Consider the following 18,499-nt stretch of genomic DNA (forward strand, 5'->3'; position numbering starts at 1 on the left):
GCAGGGATGCTCGCACAAAGGCCTGTGAGAGGCTGCATTGGGCCAAATGGGGCAAAATCGGGCGAAGTGGAAGTGATGACGGACGGCGGGCGGGGTGCGTGGTCTGATGAGTTGCTCAGGTGCCAACAGCTGATTGGGCCGCATCGGCGCAAAACCGAACGGTTTGCGAAACTTATCCGTCTGTAGGATACTTGCCCTCTTAAATCTGGTTTACGTGCTCACAGCTACCCACCTCTCTAAAGCATTCGACGCCCTGGTGGCGGTAAAAAACGTGTCGTTGTCGCTGGCACCGGGCCAACTGGTGGCGTTAGTTGGTGCCAGTGGATCGGGTAAGAGTACCCTGCTGAACCTGCTGGGTGGCCTGCTCGACCCCGACAAAGGCGAGGTAGCCCTCGATGGCGAAACTGTGGCCGGTCCGAAAGACGTGCTGGTGGCCGGGCATCCGCAGATCCGGGTGGTACACCAGGAATACAAGCTGATGCCCAACATCTCGATCCGCGAAAACATCGCCTACGCCCTGCGTTTCTACGAACGTGCCTACCGCGAACGCCGCGTCGATGAACTGCTGCGGTTGTGTCGGCTGGAGGCTGTGCAGCACCACAAACCCCGCGAGGCATCGGGGGGCGAGAAACAACGCACCGCCATTGCCCGCGCCCTGGCCGAACCTGCCCGCGTTTTGCTGCTCGACGAACCGTTCAGCCACCTCGACCTGCCCAACCGGCTGATCATCCGCGATCTGCTGTTTGACCTGGTTCGGGGCGTCGACCAGCCGGAGCCCCGCCCGGCCTGCCTGTTGGTGACACACGAGGCTACCGACGCGCTCTCCATTGCCGATCAGGTCGGGATTCTGCATCAGGGGCAGCTAAAGCAGTGGGGGACGCCCCGGCAGGTGTACTTTTCGCCCGCCAACACCTATGCCGCCCGTATGACGGGGCCGGTCAACATCATCCGGGGGAAACACCTGCCCCTACTGGGTTTGCCCGCCGCCGAGCCGGACGCTCCGTTTGGCCTGCGCCCCGAACACGCGCACCTCGACCCGGCCGGTCCGGCAGAAGGCACCGTTCGGGCCGTGTTTTTTCAGGGACGTACCTCCGAAGTCGACGTACGGATCAGCCGGTACGTTACCCTGCGCATGCTCACCCAACGCGAGGATGTACAGGCGGGCGATCAGGTACGTATCCGGGTCGATGCTGATCGGCTGATGCGACTGTAGTTATTGATGGTCATTGATAGTCATTGGTTGCGGAAAACAATGAATGACTACCAATAACTACCAATAACTACCAATAACTACCGCTGCCCACTGCCCCACATTATAAGCTCCTTAGAAAAGGAGGTTGTTAAACTAAGCGCATAGCCTATACGTTTTATAGTGTAGTAACGATCAACGTTGAATTAGCTATGTTCATGAGAAAAGGAAAGCGGCAGCCGTTGCAGTGGCTAGCGGCCGTTGCGGTGGCGCTGAGTCTGGGGGCGGGGTTATCGGCCTGCACCAACTCGGCGACCAATGACCTGGGTCCCGAGGACTCCAATGTGTTTATTACCAACTACGACCGGCAGGTCGACTTCAGCCAATATAAAACCTTCAGCCTGCCCGATTCGGTGCTGGTGGAGTCGAACGACAGCTACGGGCAGTCGGCGCAACCAACCGAGGTGCAGTTTGTGAACCGGGTAGCCACCGAACTGACTAACCGGGGTTTTACACGGACGGCGGCCGGGCAGGCGGCTGATCTGGGTGTGGTCGTCACGCGGGTAAACAACCGCTACACGGGGGTGGCTGCGAATCCCTACGCCGGCTACTATGGCAACTACTGGGGCGGCGGGTTTGGCTATTACGATCCGTTTTATTACCCCAGCTACTACCAGTATTATCAGGTATCCGAGCAACTCTGGCGGATCGATATGGTCGACCTGAAAAACCGGCCAATCATCACCCCCGGCACGAACCCCAACGATCCGAATAGCCAGCTGAAAGTGGTGTATTCAGCCGAGTTGCGGGGGAACGGAATCTTTGATTCCGCTTCCGTCGAGCGCATCATCGCCAACGTATTCAGTCAGTCGCCCTACCTGAGAGCGACCCGTTAATCACCTTAAATCAGTATGCGATCCCCGTTGCGGCACCTGCGTGCGCCGTTAGCAGGGAAGCAGCGATCAACAACCTATGAAAAGCAGAATCTGGCTTACGGCCGCGTTGCTGTCGGGTCTGTTGCTGCCAGCCATGGCACAACGTAACCCCGACACGCCGCAACGGACCGAATCGAATGCCTATAACCTCATGCGTGAGTCGACTTATAACCGGTACGTAACCTTCAACGCGTCGTTGCGGTATGGGGTAGGCGTGCCGCTGGGTACGCAGCGCACGTACATCAATCAGCTATCACCCGCCAACGCGCTGGTGACGATGGAGTGGCAGTTTCCGCAGAATTTTTCGCTGGGCCTTCAGTCGGGCTACCAGTATTCACAGCAGCGGTTGCCCCGGGCGGTGTATTCGTTTCCTGAGACAGGCGAGGATATCTCCGCCGTACAGACCCGCACGCTGACGGTGACGCCGGTGCTGGCCACGGCCGCTTATTACTTCAGCGACCCGGCGGCACCCATCCGGCCCTACGTGCAACTGGCGGGTGGTGGTGCGTTTATGAACTACACCAATTTCTACGGTACGCTGGCCGATCAGGACAAGCGATTTGCCGGTATGATTGCCCCCGCTATTGGCGTTAAAGTCTTTGGCAAGCGGGAAAAAGGCCTTGGTGGCGAAATTCAGGCGCAGTACCAGAACGCCTTTTACAAGTATAACGAGCTGAACAATCCCTCGAATCTGATGCTGTCGGCCGGCCTGACGTATCGATTCTATTAGGGTATTTTGGGTTTAACTGACAACAGGTGGCTGACGCGCTTTACTGCGGCGTCAGCCACCTGTTGTCAGTTAAACCTTAACCTATTTACTCCACCCGATAGGCGACGACTTTGTTGCCGAAGAAGGTAGGCACGAGCAGGAGTTTGGCCTTCCTGACGTAGTCGATATCGGCCGCATTGAGTTTCTCGGTGCGCGTATCCAGCAGGCTTTGCTTCTCGCCCATGGCATTCACGAAAAAGACCTGCCCGTTCCAATCCGAAACGAAATAATTGTCTTTGCCATCGCTGACGATCCCGTCGGTAGCTGCCATGCCATCGGCCAGCGTGGTCATGGTTTTGGTCTCGACGTTGACCGCCCGCACCGCGCCCAGCTTGGTCGCCCCAATCAGCAGTCGATTCTTGCCATCAGCCAAGATGCCGTTCGGCTTGTTGAGGTGCTCGCCCGACATCAGCACGTCCCACTTGTCGTTGGCCAGCCGGTAAATTTTATCGAACCGGCTATCGGTCACGTACACGTTGCCGTTGCGGTCGGCCGTCACGTCGTTGAGGAAAGCATTTTTCGGGTCGACGGCATCGTAGGTTTTTTCGGCCTGCCCCGTCGCCAGGTTAATCTGAACGAGCCGGTACACGTCGGTTACGTAGAGGAAATTACCATGAATGGCCATGCCCTTGGGGGCATTGAGGCCCGTAGCCCAGCGCAGGTTGGTGATTTTTCCGTCGAGGGTCATCTTGCTGATGAAGCCATTGCCATCGAGCGCATCGGCTTTGCCATCGATGTTCGCTACGTAGATGGCCTCCGTACCTGCGTCGTAGAGCACCGACTCCGGTACACGCAGTGTGGTGTCTGATTCCCACACTTTTACTAGTTTTTTGGGTTTTGGCTTAGCAGTTGCAGGTACGTGTAGGGCTACGCAGGCACAGGTGAGCAGCGCCATGGCTACCGGTAAAACGGTCAGTTTCATAAATGCAGTTGTCTTTGCCACAAAAGAACGGGTTCGGTCATGGATGACCAACCGCTCAGGGCTTTTTTTAAGCAAGGAAAGGCTGCGTATAATCGATTATTTTTCAGGGATGGCATACCGATTGTATTACCAATTCTTACATTTAGGTTCCCTCTTCGCTTATTCGGAAACTTTAATAAACCTTCTCGATATGAGGGCGTTAATGTCGTGCTCATACGCTAGTCAAAGATAATTATGCTCACGCAATCCCTATCCCCGTTGGCCGACTATCCGGTCAAAGAAAGTATTCGCGATCTGGCACGTCTGCAACGTACCTACGATCCTTCAGACGAGGTGTTCTGGACTTATTTCAACGCCAGGGTTCTACAGAACGAGCCCATTGGAGTAGAAGATTTTGTCAGCCAGACGTACACGACCCCCGAGCCATACGGGCAGTTATCGGGGGCCAGCATAGATTAAGTGGCGAACTGTGCGTAACATTGCGCCGGGGGCTTTCCCCGCTGGCGCTGATGCGCTTCGGCACGGCTGACCGCGTGGGTCAGGCCCGTCGGTTTTAGCTTTTTATTCGTCCTTACTCCGTCTGTACGTATGCAAATTGGATTTATCGGCCTCGGCAAAATGGGTTTCAACATGGTGCTCAACTTATTGCGCCATAAGCACGAGGTCATCGGGTATGATATCAACGAAGCGTTGGTCAACGAGATTAAGCAGGAGGGCGCACAAGGAACCAATACCTTGCCCGAACTATGTGGCGCCTTGCAGGGCCGCAAAGTACTGTGGCTGATGATTCCCGCCGGCCCGCTGATTGACCGGGTAATCAACGACCTGACCCCACTGCTGGCCGAAGGCGACGTCATCATCGACGGGGGAAACTCGCACTACCAAGATTCGGTACGTCGGCACGCCGCTTTGCTGGAAAAGAAACTGCATTTTGTCGACTGCGGTACCAGCGGCGGGATGGATGGTGCGCTCAACGGCGCCTGCACGATGGTCGGCGGTGATGCCGATGTCGTTCATTCCATTGAGCAGATCTTCCAGGACATTTCGGTGGAAAACGGCTACCTCTACACCGGCAAGGCGGGCAGCGGGCACTTCACCAAGATGGTCCATAACGGGATTGAATATGGCATGATGCAGTCCATTGCAGAAGGCTTTGAAGTTCTCGAAAAAAGCACGTTTGATTATGACTTTGAGGCCGTAGCCCGGCTCTGGAACAACGGCTCGGTGATCCGTAGCTGGCTGATGGAGCTGACCGAAAACGCCTTCTCGAAAGATGCCCGCCTCGATTCGATCAAGGGCCGGATGCACTCGTCGGGTGAAGGCAAATGGACGCTCGAAACGGCGCTCGACCTGAACGTACCCACGCCGGTTATTGCCCTGTCTTTATTGATGCGCTACCGGTCGTTGCAGGACGATACGTTCACGGGCAAAGTAGTGGCTGCCCTGCGCAACGAGTTTGGCGGCCACGCAGTCGATAAGAAATAAGGTCGAGAAACGTCAAGGTCCCGGACTTGCTGTCCACCGTGTGGAGCCGTTCAGGCTCGGCTGACGGTGGACAGCCAATCCGGGACCTTGGTCTATCTGGGGCCTTGAGCTTCCTTTCCTCAACATTCCGCCTGCTCCGGCGGTTGATAGCCTGATTCACCACTCTCCGATGAACACATGGCTCTCAACATACACGCCTATCTTTCTTCTCAGTTTACGCCGACGGTTGTCGATCAGTTGGGCGAACGGTTAGGTGAAAAACCGGCTAATGTCGGCGCCGCCATTGCCGCTGCCATTCCAACGCTGTTGGGCACCTTAGTCGCCCGTACCCAGTCGACCGGCGATGCCGATGCCCTTGTCGACGTGCTTCGCCAGACGAAATACAGCCAGGAAGCAACCCCCTTTGATATTGGTCAGGTAACCGATACGGCTGCCGAAACCCAGTCGGCTATTGCCGGAGGCAGCGACTTTGTCCAACGGCTGTTATCGACCCGCGTCGACGAGGTGGCCCGGCAGATTGCCGCCCATAGCCACGTCAACCGAGCGTCGGCCGTGTCGTTGCTGGATCTGGTCGGATCGGTGCTTGAAGGCATACTGGGTCGACAGGTGCTCGACAATGGCCTCACCGGTTTTAACCTGAGTACCCTGATGGCCGGGCAAATCGACGAAGTCCGCGCCAACATGCCCGCAGGTTTGGCCAGTCTGGCTACAACCCTAGGTTTTGCCAAGTTGCCGCACCCGTCGGGCGACGAGGCGCAGGGTATCACCACGTTTACCAGCACGCCCTCCAACCCGGATATTCCCAAAAGCCCGCTGGTCGAGCGGGAACGTGAAAACGTAAGCTGGCTGCGTTGGGCGATGATCGCCGTGGGGGCGCTGATCCTGTTCCTGATCGTGCAAAAGTGCCGCGAGCCACAAACGGCTACCGACGGCATTTACACCGACACCACCGCCCGCGCTGAGTCGGATCGGCAGGAAGACACCTCTGCCGCAACTCGGCAGAACATTGCCGAATCGAATGCCTCGACCCAGGATACGGCCCGTGGCCCCTTCGATAACAACGACTCGACCGCCAGCAGCACGGCGATGCCCGTACTGGTGCAGGTCGAACTCCCCGGCGGGCGGCGGCTAAAGGTAGCCGAGCGATCGTTCAACGCAAACCTGGCGCAGTTTTTGGCGGGCAAGACGCGCCCGGTACCGCGTACGTTTACGTTTGAAAACCTCACGTTCGATACCAACTCGGCCCGCATCACCACCGAGTCGCAGCCCAACGTAAACGACCTGATCGAGATCATGAAGGCCTATCCGGGCTTGCAGATCAACATTCAGGGCCATACCGACAACACGGGCAATGCCGACACGAACCGGAAGCTCTCTATCGACCGGGCCAATGCTGTTCGGTCGGCGCTGATTGCGGCCGATGTGGCCGCCGACCGGGTAACGGCGCAGGGGTTTGGGGCCGAAAAACCGACGGCCTCCAACGATACCGCCGAAGGCCGTCAGAAGAACCGCCGCATCGACGTCGTCGTGCTCAAGCTCTAACCAGGCCAACTTTCCACTAGCGGGCGCCCCCAGCGTCACGAAAGTCGATTTACTTTCGTGGCGCTGGGGGCGCCCGCTGTAGTTTCCAGGCGGCGCTGCCTTACTTTTGCCGCTATGTTTGCTGACGCTATCGACGAGGTCGATTTATTCACCCGCCCTATTCATTCTATTCTACGCCTCTACGGCCACAGTGAGATTGTTCCCGGCACGGCTACCTTGTTCTTTGTGAACGACGATGCCTGCGCCGTTACCTGCAAACACGTCGCCGAGATCATCGGGCAGTCGGATGCCATCTTTGGTCGCTACAACGCCTTTCGGGCCGCGATCCGGCAGTTCCAACGGGATAAAAACTACGCCCATCTGCTCCAGAAAACAGAGAAGGAGTTTGGCTTCCAACCCGAAACGATTATCCGGGTACGTAATCTGTTCATGAACTGCGTCGATCAGTTTACCGACCTGAAAATTGATTTGCATCCTACGCAGGATTTGGCGCTGCTGCGTTTTAAAGGCTACAAACGACGACTCTACAAAAGCCACGCGGTGTTCCTGCGCGACAGCTCGCGGGCGCGGCCGGGCCGTTCGCTGTGCCGGCTGGGCTATCCCTTTCCTGAGTTTACCAATTACCGCTACAACGAGCGGGACGACGATATTGAGTGGATCGCCGGCGGCCGTGAAACCACGCCTAAATTCCCGATCGACGGCATTATCACGCGGCTCCTGTCGGATGATGGGGCCAATGTAACGGGGATTGAACTGAGCACGCCGGGGTTGCGGGGCCAAAGCGGCGGCCCGCTGTTCGACGTTAACGGGCTGGTGTATGGCATGCAGGCCGAAACGCGCCACCTGCACCTGGGCTTCGACATCGAGAATCAGCACGTGCTGGTCAACGGCCGCAAAGCCCGTGTGTCGAACTACCCCTTCCTGAACGTGGGGGCCTGCGTCCACGCCGATGTGATCAAGCGGTTTCTGGCCGAAAACGACGTGCCGTACAGCGAAGCCTGATGCCGTCAGGTACGTATCGGCCCTGTGTCGATCGGTAGTGGAAACCGCTTTTACCAACGCCCGAATCTCGCCATGCTGTTGCAACTATACCGAAAGGCCTATACCGGACTGACGCGGCCTGTCTGGCTGCTGGCGGTGGTGATGCTCATCAACCGGTCGGGGACGATGGTGCTCCCTTACCTGTCGCTCTACATGACGCAGCAACTGCGGTTTACGGTGGAGCAAACGGGGGTTGTGCTGGCCATTTACGGATCGGGCGCGTTGCTGGGTACGTTCCTGGGCGGCAAACTCACCGACCGTATCGGGTTTTACTGGATTCAGGCCGGAAGTTTACTGTTTGGCGGGTGTATGCTGGTGGCGCTCCAATTCGTCACCCGCTTCGAGGGGCTGTGCGTCCTGGTGTTCGTGTTCACCACGCTCGGTGATTCGTTTCGGCCCGCCAACAACGCGGCGTTGGCCTACTACAGCACGCCCGACAGCCGCACTCGTGCCTATTCGCTCAACCGGCTGGCTATCAATCTGGGCTGGGCGGTTGGCGGTGGCCTTGGGGGTATCTTGGCGGGCATCAACTACCACCTGCTCTTCTGGGCCGATGGCCTGACCTGCATTGGCGCCGCCCTCTACCTGCTGTACGCCTTGCCGCGCCCCGCCCGGCCAACACCTGCTGCCGACCACCAGACCACTGAGGTCGCCTCGGTTCGTTCGCCCTGGCGCGATGGCACGTTTTTGCTCTTTATCGGCTGCGTCGTGGCGTACACAACGGCGTTTATGCAGTTTTTCAGCCTGATGCCGCTCTACCTGAAACAGCGCCTGGGCTTGCCGGAGGCCAAGATCGGCCTGCTCAACGCCTTCAACGGGCTCCTGATCGTAGCGGTCGAAATGGCGTTGGTCTACTGGCTCGAACAGCGGTTCCAGCGCCGGTTGGGCATTGCCGCCGCGGGGATTCTGCTGACGGGGCTGGCGCTGCTGACGCTCATCCAGACCCAGGTGCCCGGTGTTGAGTGGGTGTCGGTATTTCTGTTCACGGCGGGTGAAATTCTGGCGATGCCGTTTCTGCTCACCTTCGCGGCCAACCGGGCGTCGGATAGTAACCGGGGCCAATACATGGGTGTCTATTCGATGGCCTGGGCGCTGGCGCAGGTCGGCAGTCCGTTCCTGGGTTCACAACTCACCCAGCGGTTTGGCTTTACGGTACTCTGGCTGTTTATGGCCAACCTGTGCGTGCTGGCCGCTACGGGTATTGCGTTGATCCGCAACCGGCAGTGATTCGGCCCTATTGAGGCCGTTGATACACGTACCTAACGTACCTGAGAGGCGGCTCGCCGCAACACGAGGTACTCGATCAGCAGCACCCGGCAATGGTCGTCGCATTGCCAGCGGATGTGCCAGAACGGCTGGGGGGCAAGCCGCCGCAGCAGGGGCTGTTCATAGGCCGACAGCATGCCCGCAATAAAAAACGAAAACGACCCGAAGGCCGCCTCGATGTCCGCTAGCTCAATAGGCGGTGGCTGTTGCCCTAGCCGAAGTAATGACGTACCCAGCAGCACCTGCTCCATTGGGTTCAGCGGTTGGGCGGTCAGTGCCTGCATATCCCGGATCAGCTTGGCGCGAATGGGCTGCAGCAGGGGCGGGTCGTGCGCCGCCATCAGCCGGGCAATATGGTAGGCAATCAGGGGTGTGGTGGCGTAGTTGTGAGCGCAGTGAAACGGGGCCGTGCGGTAACGATCGCTGCTCACCATGTCGGCCAGCAGGGTCAGGCTGTCGGTAGCGTGTTCGTCAATCGGCAGGCCATGGTCATACACACAGTAAAGCATGTTGGCCAGGGCACAGGCATCGAACTCGATGGGCATGCGCTCACCAAACCAGGTCGAGTAGGCACGCAACGCCCGATATTCGGGAAATGTGTTCCGAATGGTCTGGTGGGTTTGATTGGCGTGCCGGGCCAGTTTGCGGTGCAGGTAGTCGAGGTCGGCAGCCGTGGGATTAGCGGTCAGGTATACCATGGCCGTATCGTCGATGTCGTCGGGGAGTTTGAAATGACGGTACCGGTGCATGAACCGGCCATTCGGAAAGTGCCGTGACGGATTCGTCGCGTAGAAATTATACGTACCCAGCGGAGTGTCGACCGGCGGAGTGCCGCTCGGCGTAATGTCGCCAAGCGGAGTTGGTTGCTGGCCAGCGACAGGTAGGTTCGGCGCATTCCGAAAGGCCGGATACGTACCTGTGGCCGCGCTAACGAAGGCGGCGGCCAGCGCCTGTTCGTCGGGTGCCAGCAGGGGGGCGAGCCGCTGTAGCGTGAAGACTGAGATGGCGGTAAAGAAAAGATTTACGTCGAGCCGGCGGTAGCCCCAGGCTGGATTATGGCGGTATGAAAGCACCAGACCACCAGGTAGGCCCGCTTGTCTAACTGACTGATTCGTGGTTAGTTGTCGGAGCAGCTGAGTAGTCGCGTCAGATTTCATAAGTAAAAAGACGGTGGGTTACGTGTAATGGCATTGCTTTTGTGGTACGGTGATTACCCAACTCATTATATGAACACGTCTTGCTATGAAATGGCGCTTTATCCTACTCCTGTCGGGCTTGCTGACTACCTCGGCCAGCTGGGCGCAGAAGGCTTTCATCTACAATAGCCTGCAAAAAAACGGTTTCTTTTCCATTTCCATTGGCACTAGCCTGCCCACAGGTAACTTCGGTAAGGTAGTGAACTGCACCGAAGGGTCTGGCAGCGGTATGGCCGTGGCGGGCCGGGCGTTGAGTATCTCGGGCGGCTACCGGTTAGGCGGGCCGTTGGGCATTATGGCTCGCTACGAGACCGTACAGCATACCATTCAACCCGCTGCGTTGGCGCAGCAGTACCCGCAACTGGCGGGCGAGCCGGTTAAAGTCACGGCGTCGGCCGGTCCTAGAGGGCAGTGGCAAAGCCGCAGCGTGATGCTGGGGCCCTACGTGACCGTGCCGCTCGGCCGCGTCGCCATCGACTTCCGGGCGTTGGCCGGGCAAGCCTGGGCAACCTGCCCCGAGACTTGCGTACAAGGCACCGTCAACATGATTGAAACGAGCTTTCGGTCGGGCAACCAGGAGTCTACCGCCATCGGGAGCAGCCTGGGTATGACGCTCCGGTATCGGATCACGCCCGTTGTGGGCCTGCACATGAGCACCGACTACAGTACCGCTACGTTCCGGTTTAACAACATTCCACTCGAAGAAAAATCGGGCGGCCTTACCAACGTAACTACCTATAGCACCAGCCGTACGCTGAGCATGGTCAATTTTTCGGCGGGCCTAACGATCCAGTTTCGGTCGAAAAATCGGGTATTTTAATCCAAATCAGGTACATAGGTTACCGTTCGCAAAGCCACTGACCGATCACGAAATCGGTAACAAATTCAGGGGGGATAGCGGCTACTTTTCGGATAGAAACGAATAGCCAACATCACTCATGAAATCCGTTTACGCTTTCCTGCTACTGCTTGCCGCCACGACCGCTTCGTTTGGTCAGATCGCCAACGATAATCGCTTCTCCGTTCAGATCGACGGGAAGCCCTACGAAACGCAACCCCGGCGTATTCAGCTGGGCCGCTACTGGTGGATTACCGCCAACAGCGTAAAACCCGACCGCTCGATCCGCGTGTGGCTCGGTAATGTCGACAAGACCGATGTGCTGGTACCGGGAACGTACCTGATCGTCGACGCCGATAAGCCCGATACCAAAAAGAATTGGGAAGAGGCGCTGGCCGCCGGTACGTATAAGGGCATCGCCGTGATCAAATACGTGGAGGAAACCCGCGAACCCCGTATGGAATATCACGTGGGTAAATCGCAGAATAACCACGAAACGATGACCGTGAAACAGGGCGCCGACGGCTTTCTGGAAGCCCAGTTTACGAGTGTGGCGCTGGCCGGTTCCTACTGGAAAGAGAAAGCCTCGGCGACGGTTTTCGGCGGCCTCGGCCGCTTAACCAGCAAACTGGAAGATAAAGCCATCACCAAAACAACGGGTTACGACTCCGACATCGACCCGGAAGGCAACGGCTATAAGCGGCAGGACAAAACCGACGCCGTCACGCTGACTAATGGCAAGTTCCGGCTCAAACTGTAGCCGTTTCGAGTTTAAAAAAGTTTTCCGTTTCGGGTTTAAACCCGAAACAGAAAACTACCTTCTCAACCCACCTGTTCCCACATGGCCGCAACGCTGGTGACGGGCAGTTGGCAGGCGCGGTTGTAGCAGACATAAATCGCCGTTTGGCCATCGATGGGGCCGCGCTGTGCCAGCAGCGGCAACGAACTGCGGGAGTCGGTGCCTGCCAGGACTTTGTTCGGAAAAAATTTGGCGTCAATGTCGCGGCGGAATTCCTGCGCATCCGGCCCAACGATCGCGATTTCGGCCGTGGGACGTACCCGCAACGTGTAGAGCGACGCCCAGTTGGTGAGGTAGTTCACTTCGTTGTCGAGCAGGGGTTGGATTAGGCCCAGCATCTGATCGACCCGCTCGGCGTACTCGGGGCGTTCCAACAGTAGGCTCAGCGTGTAGAGGTTCTGCGCCATGATTGAGTTGGAGGCCGGAATGACATTGTCGAACAACTCCTTTTTGCGCGCAATCAGTTCTTCGCCCGATTTGTCGGTAAAGAAAAGCAGTGGCTCATCCGGGTCGTTGAAATGCGCCAGCACGTACTGCGTCAGGCGATCGGCTTCGGTAAGCCACTCGTCGGCAAACGTCGCCTGATAGAGCGCCACGTACCCGTCGATCACGGCGGCGTAGTCTTCCAGAAAACCAAGTTGCCGCGCCCGACCCACGCCATCCGGGCCCGTTTTGTAGCTATGCCACAGCCGCCCCCCGTTGCGCCCGTCGGTTAGTTTCTGCTTGATGAAAAAGGCCAGCCGCAGCGCCATCGACAGAAACTCGGGCTCGTTGAAGACGCGGTAGGCCGATACCAGCCCTTTCAGCGCCAGCCCATTCCACGAGCACAGCAGCTTATCATCGAGGCCGGGCCGGACCCGCTGACTGCGCACCGCCAGCAGTTTTTCTTTGGCGGTAGTAAGCCGCTCATTCAGTTCGGCGGCCGTCCAGCCCAGCTGATCGGCAAAGGCCGGGTTGGTTTCCGTGCGGTGCAGGATGTTCGTCCGGCCGTGGCCATGACCGATGTCCCAGTTGCCTTCGGGGGTGATGGTATACAACTGGGCAAACCAGTCATAATCATCGCCCAGAATCGATTGTAGTTCGTCTGCCGACCAGGTATAAAATTTACCTTCGATCCCCTCGCTGTCGGCATCCAGCGCCGAATAAAAGCCGCCGTCGGGGCTAAGCAGTTCGCGTTCCAGAAACTCGATAGTATGGTACACCGTGAAGCGATACAGGGCGCTGCCCGTCATGGCAAACGCTTCGCTGTAGAGCGTCAGCAATTGCGCGTTGTCGTACAGCATCTTCTCGAAGTGGGGCGCAAACCAATGTTTATCCGTCGAGTAACGGGCAAACCCACCACCCAGTTGATCGTAAATACCACCGAGGGCCATGCGGTTGAGGGTAAGCGTCAGTTGCTGAAACGCCGAGGGGTCGCCCGTCAGATCGGCGTAGCGAAGCAGGAACGTGTAGATCGACGGCATCGGAAACTTGGGCGCGCGGCCGGTTCCGCCCAACTCCGTATCGAAACGCGTGGCCAGTTTGCGGTACATCGTTTCCACGGTTTCCTGGGCGTAGACCGGCTCGGCCGTTTGCAATTGGAAGCGGGTGCTTTCCGAAGTGTTGAGGTGTTCGGCAAAGCCCTCAGCCGACCGCAGCAATTCATCGCGATTTTCGTCAAACGCCTGCCGGACGCCCACCATCAGGTTAGCCCAGTTTTGCGGGGGCGCGTAGGTTAGCCCGTAGAACGGGCGGGCGTCGGGCATCAGAAACACGTTGAGCGGCCAGCCGCCCTGCACGCCCATCGCCTGCACGGCTTCCATGTAGACCGCATCCACGTCGGGCCGCTCTTCCCGGTCCACTTTGATGCACACGAACCGCTCGTTCATGATCTTGGCAATCTGCTCGTTCTCAAACGATTCGCGCTCCATCACGTGGCACCAGTGGCAGGCCGAGTAGCCAATGCTTACCAGAATGGGTTTGTCTTCGTCACGGGCTTTGGCAAGGGCTTCATCACCCCACGGAAACCAGTCGACGGGGTTGTGCGCGTGTTGGAGGAGATAAGGCGAGGTTTCGCTGGCAAGTCGGTTCATGAGTGGCAATGGCACGCGGATAACACGGATTTACTGAATGTACACGGCTCTGATGGGCGCTGGTGTGCCCTTTACCAGCTACGTGCGTCGGCTAAGTCGGTGCTGGCCGCGTGCTGCAATGTTGGTTGATACGATCGTTTTCAGAACACCGCTGCCGAGCCGTTGAGAAAGCTTGGCGGGTGTGTATCGGTATCAATTGTCTGAAGCGCCGAAATGTTCAGCCACCGCCACAAATCAGGTACGTCTTGTGGCCTACACATAGCTGGAGCCTTCACCAAAAACAGCGGGCTACCCAAAACCAGTGTTTCGGGTAGCCCGCTGCCTGTGTCGACGGACAGGGATAGCCGCTTAGTTGGCCTGCACACGCCAGATTCGGCCGCCAGCATCGTCAGCAACGAGCAGAGCGCCATCTGGCATCACCGTAACCCCCGCCGGACGGCCATACACTTGCCGCGTCGAGGCGTTGGCGATGAAGCCCGTCAGGAAATCTTCGGGTTGGCCGCAGGGTTTGCCATCCACGAAGGGAACATACAGCACCTTGTAACCAGCCAGCGTGGAGCGGTTCCACGAGCCATGTTGGCCAACAAACGCCCCGTTCAGGTATTTGGCCGGAAACCTCGTTTTATCGTAGAAAGCCAGACCGAGCGACGCCGTGTGCGACCCCAATGCAAAGTCGGGAACCAGTGCCGACGCCACCAGATCGGGGCGCTCCCCTTTCCGGCGGGGGTCTTCACGCTGCCCATAGTATGAATAGGGCCAGCCGTAGAAACCGCCGTCTTTCACGCTCGTGATGTAATCGGGCACGAGCTCGTCGCCCAGTCCGTCGCGCTCGTTAACGGCCGTCCACAACGTACCTGTGCCCGGTTGCCACGCCATTCCAACCGGGTTGCGCAGGCCGCTGGCATAAATACGTTCGCTGGTTCCGTTGGGGTTGATTTCCAGAATACCGGCCCGACGAACTTCGTACTGCATCCCGTACTCGCCCACGTTGCTGGCCGACCCAACTGATACGTACAGCTTGGTGCCGGCCGGGTTTGCAATCACGTTGCGGGTCCAGTGGTTGTTGTAACCACCCGCGGGCAGGGTAAGAATTTTGGTGCCGGTTGTCGTGATCTTGGTCTGTCCGCTCGTGTAGGGGTAGCGCATCAGGCCGTCGGTGTTGGCAATGAACAGGTAGCCGCCCAGATAGGCCATGCCCAGCGGCTTGTTCAGGCCACTCATGAAGGCATAAGAGGCATCAGGCTTACCATCTTTGTTGGTATCGCGAAAGAGCGTGATCCGGTTGGCACTATTCGACGTAGCAGCCTGAGCAACCAGCACATCGCCATTGGGTAAAACATACGTCCAGCGCGGATACGACAACCCGCGGGCGTATTCAGTAACGGTGAAGCCAGCCGGAGCCGTCGGGGTTTTACCCATAGGCCACGCCACGACAGAGCTGGGCCGAGAAACGGAAGGGGTGGCATAGGGGTCGGGCAGGGTGGCCATCGAGTCGCAGCCTACGGCTAGCAAACGCCCGTTGCGCATGACTGTTTGTGTCGATTCAGGCTGCGAGCAGTTGTACAGGCCGATGGCACTCAGCGCAGCCACTACTGGCAAGGTTTTTGGTGAAAGTAATTTCATATGAATATGCGTTTATCCATGCAATTACTATAACGCACCGTTTATAAAAAAATGATCTATGTAATTTTTGTAGTAAAAAATGCGTCAATAATACCATTAAAGTTCATAATTGGCTAAGCAAATACAGGAAAAAAGGGGGTTAAATACTGGTATATTAGTTAGGTATAATGACTGGCTACTACCGAATAACGACTTGTTTGGTAACACCATTGGCGCGAATCAGGTAAAGCCCGGCCGAGAGCCCGGCGGTGTCAATAACCAACGGGGTCGACGCCGCTAACACAAACTGCCGCAAAATGCGTCCCCGCACGTCGATCAGGGCTGCCTCGCCAGCGGCTGTGGACTCGATCGTTAGCTGTCGACTCGCCGGGTTAGGGTAAACGCGCAGGGTGGGTAGCGTTGGTTCGGTCGCCAGCAAACTAAGATCATATTGGCAAAGGGCTACCTCCCGGCCGGTGAGCGTCAGGCTACCCTGCCAGGTTTTGTACCGGATCGGCACGACCGTCTGCTGGTTGTCGGAGGCGTAGGGGTTGTGGGCAGCTACCAACAGCTTGTTATCGGCAAAAACACCCCGCCAGACGGGCTTGCGGTCGTTCATCAGATCGCGGGCGTTGGTTTCGGCGACTAGTTCATAATTACCCCGGAAGCTGTCGTTGAACTGCGACAGGCGATACAGACCGTAGATAAACCGGTCATAGGCCACGAGTGGGTCTTGCTGCCGTTCGGCCAGCCCCTGTTCATCCCACAGCCAAAGGCCTTTAGCACCCGCCAGAAACGGGAAAATCGCTGTGGCTTCGGCCATGTGAGCCGGAATCTGTTTGGGGTAATCGTTAAACCCATTGTGGAAACGCAGCCAGACAAACGGAATAACGGGCTTTGTGCTCCAGGCCCGGTTGGCCTCGATCTGAAACAGCATGTACGCCAGGTAATCGCCCGCCAGCGGATTGGGCCGGGCCGGGTCGCCATAATCGTAATAATAGTAGGCTGATGGCCCCAGGAACGACAATTGGTCATAAAAAGCCCCCCCCACGCGTTGCCCACCGCTCTCTTTGGTGAGGTAACTAACGCGGGCCGGGTTGGTGGTCCAGTCGGCCCAGGAGTTGGCTACCACGTTCAGGTACGTGTTGCGGATGGGCGTGTCGCTATACGTACCCAGCATGGTGCGCGAGAGGTCGGCCCGTTGCCGGATATAGCTCAGGCCCTCGGCATACAGCGCCAGCATATCCCGTTTATAGGCCTGCACGAATTCGGCATCCGACAGGGCGCGGTATTGGGCTGGAATTGCCGCATTGGTTTTCAAGGCTAAAATACCCACGTCGGTATCGATCTGCCGCTCGATGTCAACCATCAGCACGTCGGCAGGCAGAATAAACTGACCGGCTGCGTTGGTCTGGCCACCCGACTGTTCACGCAACCAGACTTCCCAGCGCGCCCGGTAGGCACCCAGGTCGTTGGCCCACGGGCTTTCGAGGGTTTCCCAGGGTTGGTTCAGCCCATAAGCGAACCCCGACCATTCGAGCACACGCTGCTGAGTACCTATCGACTCAACCGCTTTGCCGATCCGAACCCGGTTGAATCCGTGGGTGAGCGGCCCGTTTTCGTCGCCCGAAAAACGCGGGGCTCCGTAGATCACCGTGAAAGCGGTCGGCAGCGAGAACGCGGGGAATTTGCTCCATTCGACCCGGCTGGGTACGTTGACGGGCGCGAAAGTCAGCGGCTCTGCGCAACGTATTTGGCCAGCGGTGGTCAGGACGCTGAGCAGGCCTGAGGCGATCAACAGTAGACGATAGGAGGTAAGCCGTGTTGTCATGAATGGGAACGATTCAGACACTAAACGCCAATTTGGGGCTGCGGGTTGCCTCCTCAGCCTGAGCAGATTAGGCAAAGGCTCTGCTGCGCTCGGTCCAGTTAGTTTACAGGACGGCACTGCAGGCCGCTACCGACGACAACGTTCGGATTACGCTACAGCTAGTTCGTTTGGATAGCCATTGTTTCCAGAAAATACAAAATCTTGTCCACTTCGTAGGGTTGCCACGATTCGGGCGATTGGCTGCGTTGCTCCAGCTTTCGATTGGTAAGTAACGTATACCGACAAACTGATTTGCGGACCGGGTCGGGCAACTTACTGATCATATTGGCCAACTCAGCCAGTTTGAACGAGCTGCCATCGATGAGCCCTAACCCAACGCCCAGTTGATGCAGTTCGGCTGGTTTCCAGAGGGCTGGATTTAGCTGCCGACGGTATTTCGAATTGGCTTCCATGCCTGTGATACGGGCAAACTCAGCTTTAGACAGATTGGCTATATCCAGAGAGCGTAATACGGCGGCCCGAAACCGGGCGTAGGAGTGAAGGAGTTGGATAACGTCTTTCATGAAAATGATAAGCTACGGTGGGCAATGCCCCGGTAAGGAAAAAAGCCCTGAATGGGTAATGTCTTCGGGCGGCAGCCATCAGTCGGTTTTATCGGGGATGTGAGGCGGATGGCCGTTATTAGCCGAAATTGTTTCTAACTCATAGGTGAGCGCTATTGGATTTTAGCTGATTTTGTCTGGGCTGATCACACGTTTATTCGGGAAAAATAGAGCCATATGGATTCGATTAAGGTAAATACAATTTACGTTAGTCAGTGGCAAAGAATATACCAACGAACGCAAGAAAAGGCTGGGTTTTGTTGAGATATTTAATAAACTCACTATTAATGAAGGATACGCTATTTAAGTTTATTGTATAGTATATTAGTAAACAGAATTTGGGTGTTAACAAATGCTATACCAAAGCGCATTTACGTATATATTTATAGTCCGAATTGTAGTTTTTGTGA

Annotated in this window: 16 protein-coding genes; 10 read left to right on the forward strand and 6 right to left on the reverse strand. The window is 57.3% G+C overall.

Features of this window, described 5'->3' with window-relative positions; genetic code table 11:
* The first annotated feature begins 214 nt into the window (after positions 1 to 214).
* The 3 genes from FAES_RS14920 to FAES_RS14930 all read left to right on the forward strand — a co-directional run bounded on the left by FAES_RS14920 (position 215) and on the right by FAES_RS14930 (position 2,854).
* Positions 215 to 1,213 (forward strand): ABC transporter ATP-binding protein, encoded by a 999-nt coding sequence (locus FAES_RS14920; RefSeq protein ID WP_041257916.1) that lies wholly within the window; start codon positions 215 to 217, stop codon positions 1,211 to 1,213.
* A gap of 194 nt (positions 1,214 to 1,407) precedes the next feature.
* Positions 1,408 to 2,085 carry a DUF4136 domain-containing protein gene (locus FAES_RS14925; protein WP_148289373.1) on the forward strand — a complete coding sequence of 226 codons (678 nt, stop codon included), beginning with the start codon at positions 1,408 to 1,410 and terminating at the stop codon, positions 2,083 to 2,085.
* 76 nt (positions 2,086 to 2,161) lie between these two features.
* Positions 2,162 to 2,854 (forward strand): porin family protein, encoded by a 693-nt coding sequence (locus FAES_RS14930; protein ID WP_015332069.1) that lies wholly within the window; start codon positions 2,162 to 2,164, stop codon positions 2,852 to 2,854.
* 85 nt (positions 2,855 to 2,939) lie between these two features.
* Here FAES_RS14930 and FAES_RS14935 read toward each other — a convergent pair whose 3' ends face one another.
* Positions 2,940 to 3,815 (reverse strand): SMP-30/gluconolactonase/LRE family protein, encoded by an 876-nt coding sequence (locus FAES_RS14935; RefSeq protein WP_015332070.1) that lies wholly within the window; start codon positions 3,813 to 3,815, stop codon positions 2,940 to 2,942.
* 234 nt (positions 3,816 to 4,049) lie between these two features.
* Between FAES_RS14935 and FAES_RS14940 the strand changes: the two genes are divergently transcribed.
* The 5 genes from FAES_RS14940 to FAES_RS14960 all read left to right on the forward strand — a co-directional run bounded on the left by FAES_RS14940 (position 4,050) and on the right by FAES_RS14960 (position 9,110).
* Positions 4,050 to 4,274, forward strand: coding sequence for a hypothetical protein (locus tag FAES_RS14940; RefSeq protein WP_015332071.1), 225 nt, complete (start codon positions 4,050 to 4,052; stop codon positions 4,272 to 4,274).
* 129 nt (positions 4,275 to 4,403) lie between these two features.
* On the forward strand, positions 4,404 to 5,300 hold the full coding sequence (gene gnd / locus FAES_RS14945) for a phosphogluconate dehydrogenase (NAD(+)-dependent, decarboxylating) (protein WP_015332072.1): 897 nt from the start codon (positions 4,404 to 4,406) through the stop codon (positions 5,298 to 5,300).
* 177 nt (positions 5,301 to 5,477) lie between these two features.
* Positions 5,478 to 6,842: an OmpA family protein gene (locus FAES_RS14950; protein ID WP_015332073.1), complete on the forward strand. Its 1,365-nt coding sequence runs from the start codon at positions 5,478 to 5,480 to the stop codon at positions 6,840 to 6,842.
* A gap of 114 nt (positions 6,843 to 6,956) precedes the next feature.
* The gene (locus FAES_RS14955; RefSeq protein ID WP_015332074.1) at positions 6,957 to 7,844 is read left to right on the forward strand and encodes a S1 family peptidase; all 888 of its coding nucleotides are present in this window, start codon (positions 6,957 to 6,959) and stop codon (positions 7,842 to 7,844) included.
* Positions 7,845 to 7,916: 72 nt separating this feature from the next.
* On the forward strand, positions 7,917 to 9,110 hold the full coding sequence (locus FAES_RS14960; protein WP_015332075.1) for an MFS transporter: 1,194 nt from the start codon (positions 7,917 to 7,919) through the stop codon (positions 9,108 to 9,110).
* 32 nt (positions 9,111 to 9,142) lie between these two features.
* Here the strand turns inward: FAES_RS14960 and FAES_RS14965 are convergent, their stop codons facing one another.
* Positions 9,143 to 10,306 (reverse strand): hypothetical protein, encoded by a 1,164-nt coding sequence (locus FAES_RS14965; RefSeq protein ID WP_015332076.1) that lies wholly within the window; start codon positions 10,304 to 10,306, stop codon positions 9,143 to 9,145.
* 85 nt (positions 10,307 to 10,391) lie between these two features.
* On the opposite strand from FAES_RS14965, the gene FAES_RS14970 reads away from it, so the two are divergent.
* Positions 10,392 to 11,165, forward strand: a complete 774-nt coding sequence (locus FAES_RS14970) for a hypothetical protein (RefSeq protein ID WP_015332077.1) — start codon at positions 10,392 to 10,394, stop codon at positions 11,163 to 11,165.
* A gap of 118 nt (positions 11,166 to 11,283) precedes the next feature.
* Positions 11,284 to 11,943, forward strand: a complete 660-nt coding sequence (locus tag FAES_RS14975; protein ID WP_015332078.1) for a hypothetical protein — start codon at positions 11,284 to 11,286, stop codon at positions 11,941 to 11,943.
* Between the two features lie 62 nt (positions 11,944 to 12,005).
* Here the strand turns inward: FAES_RS14975 and FAES_RS14980 are convergent, their stop codons facing one another.
* The 4 genes from FAES_RS14980 to FAES_RS14995 all read right to left on the reverse strand — a co-directional run bounded on the left by FAES_RS14980 (position 12,006) and on the right by FAES_RS14995 (position 18,050).
* Positions 12,006 to 14,054 (reverse strand): thioredoxin domain-containing protein, encoded by a 2,049-nt coding sequence (locus FAES_RS14980; RefSeq protein ID WP_015332079.1) that lies wholly within the window; start codon positions 14,052 to 14,054, stop codon positions 12,006 to 12,008.
* Positions 14,055 to 14,402: 348 nt separating this feature from the next.
* Positions 14,403 to 15,677: a PQQ-dependent sugar dehydrogenase gene (locus tag FAES_RS14985; RefSeq protein ID WP_015332080.1), complete on the reverse strand. Its 1,275-nt coding sequence runs from the start codon at positions 15,675 to 15,677 to the stop codon at positions 14,403 to 14,405.
* A 178-nt stretch (positions 15,678 to 15,855) separates the two neighbouring features.
* The gene (locus FAES_RS14990; protein WP_015332081.1) at positions 15,856 to 17,487 is read right to left on the reverse strand and encodes a T9SS type A sorting domain-containing protein; all 1,632 of its coding nucleotides are present in this window, start codon (positions 17,485 to 17,487) and stop codon (positions 15,856 to 15,858) included.
* Between the two features lie 158 nt (positions 17,488 to 17,645).
* Positions 17,646 to 18,050, reverse strand: coding sequence for a hypothetical protein (locus tag FAES_RS14995; protein ID WP_015332082.1), 405 nt, complete (start codon positions 18,048 to 18,050; stop codon positions 17,646 to 17,648).
* Between the last annotated feature and the right edge of the window lie 449 nt (positions 18,051 to 18,499).

This window comes from Fibrella aestuarina BUZ 2, from assembly GCF_000331105.1.
GTDB lineage: Bacteria > Bacteroidota > Bacteroidia > Cytophagales > Spirosomataceae > Fibrella > Fibrella aestuarina.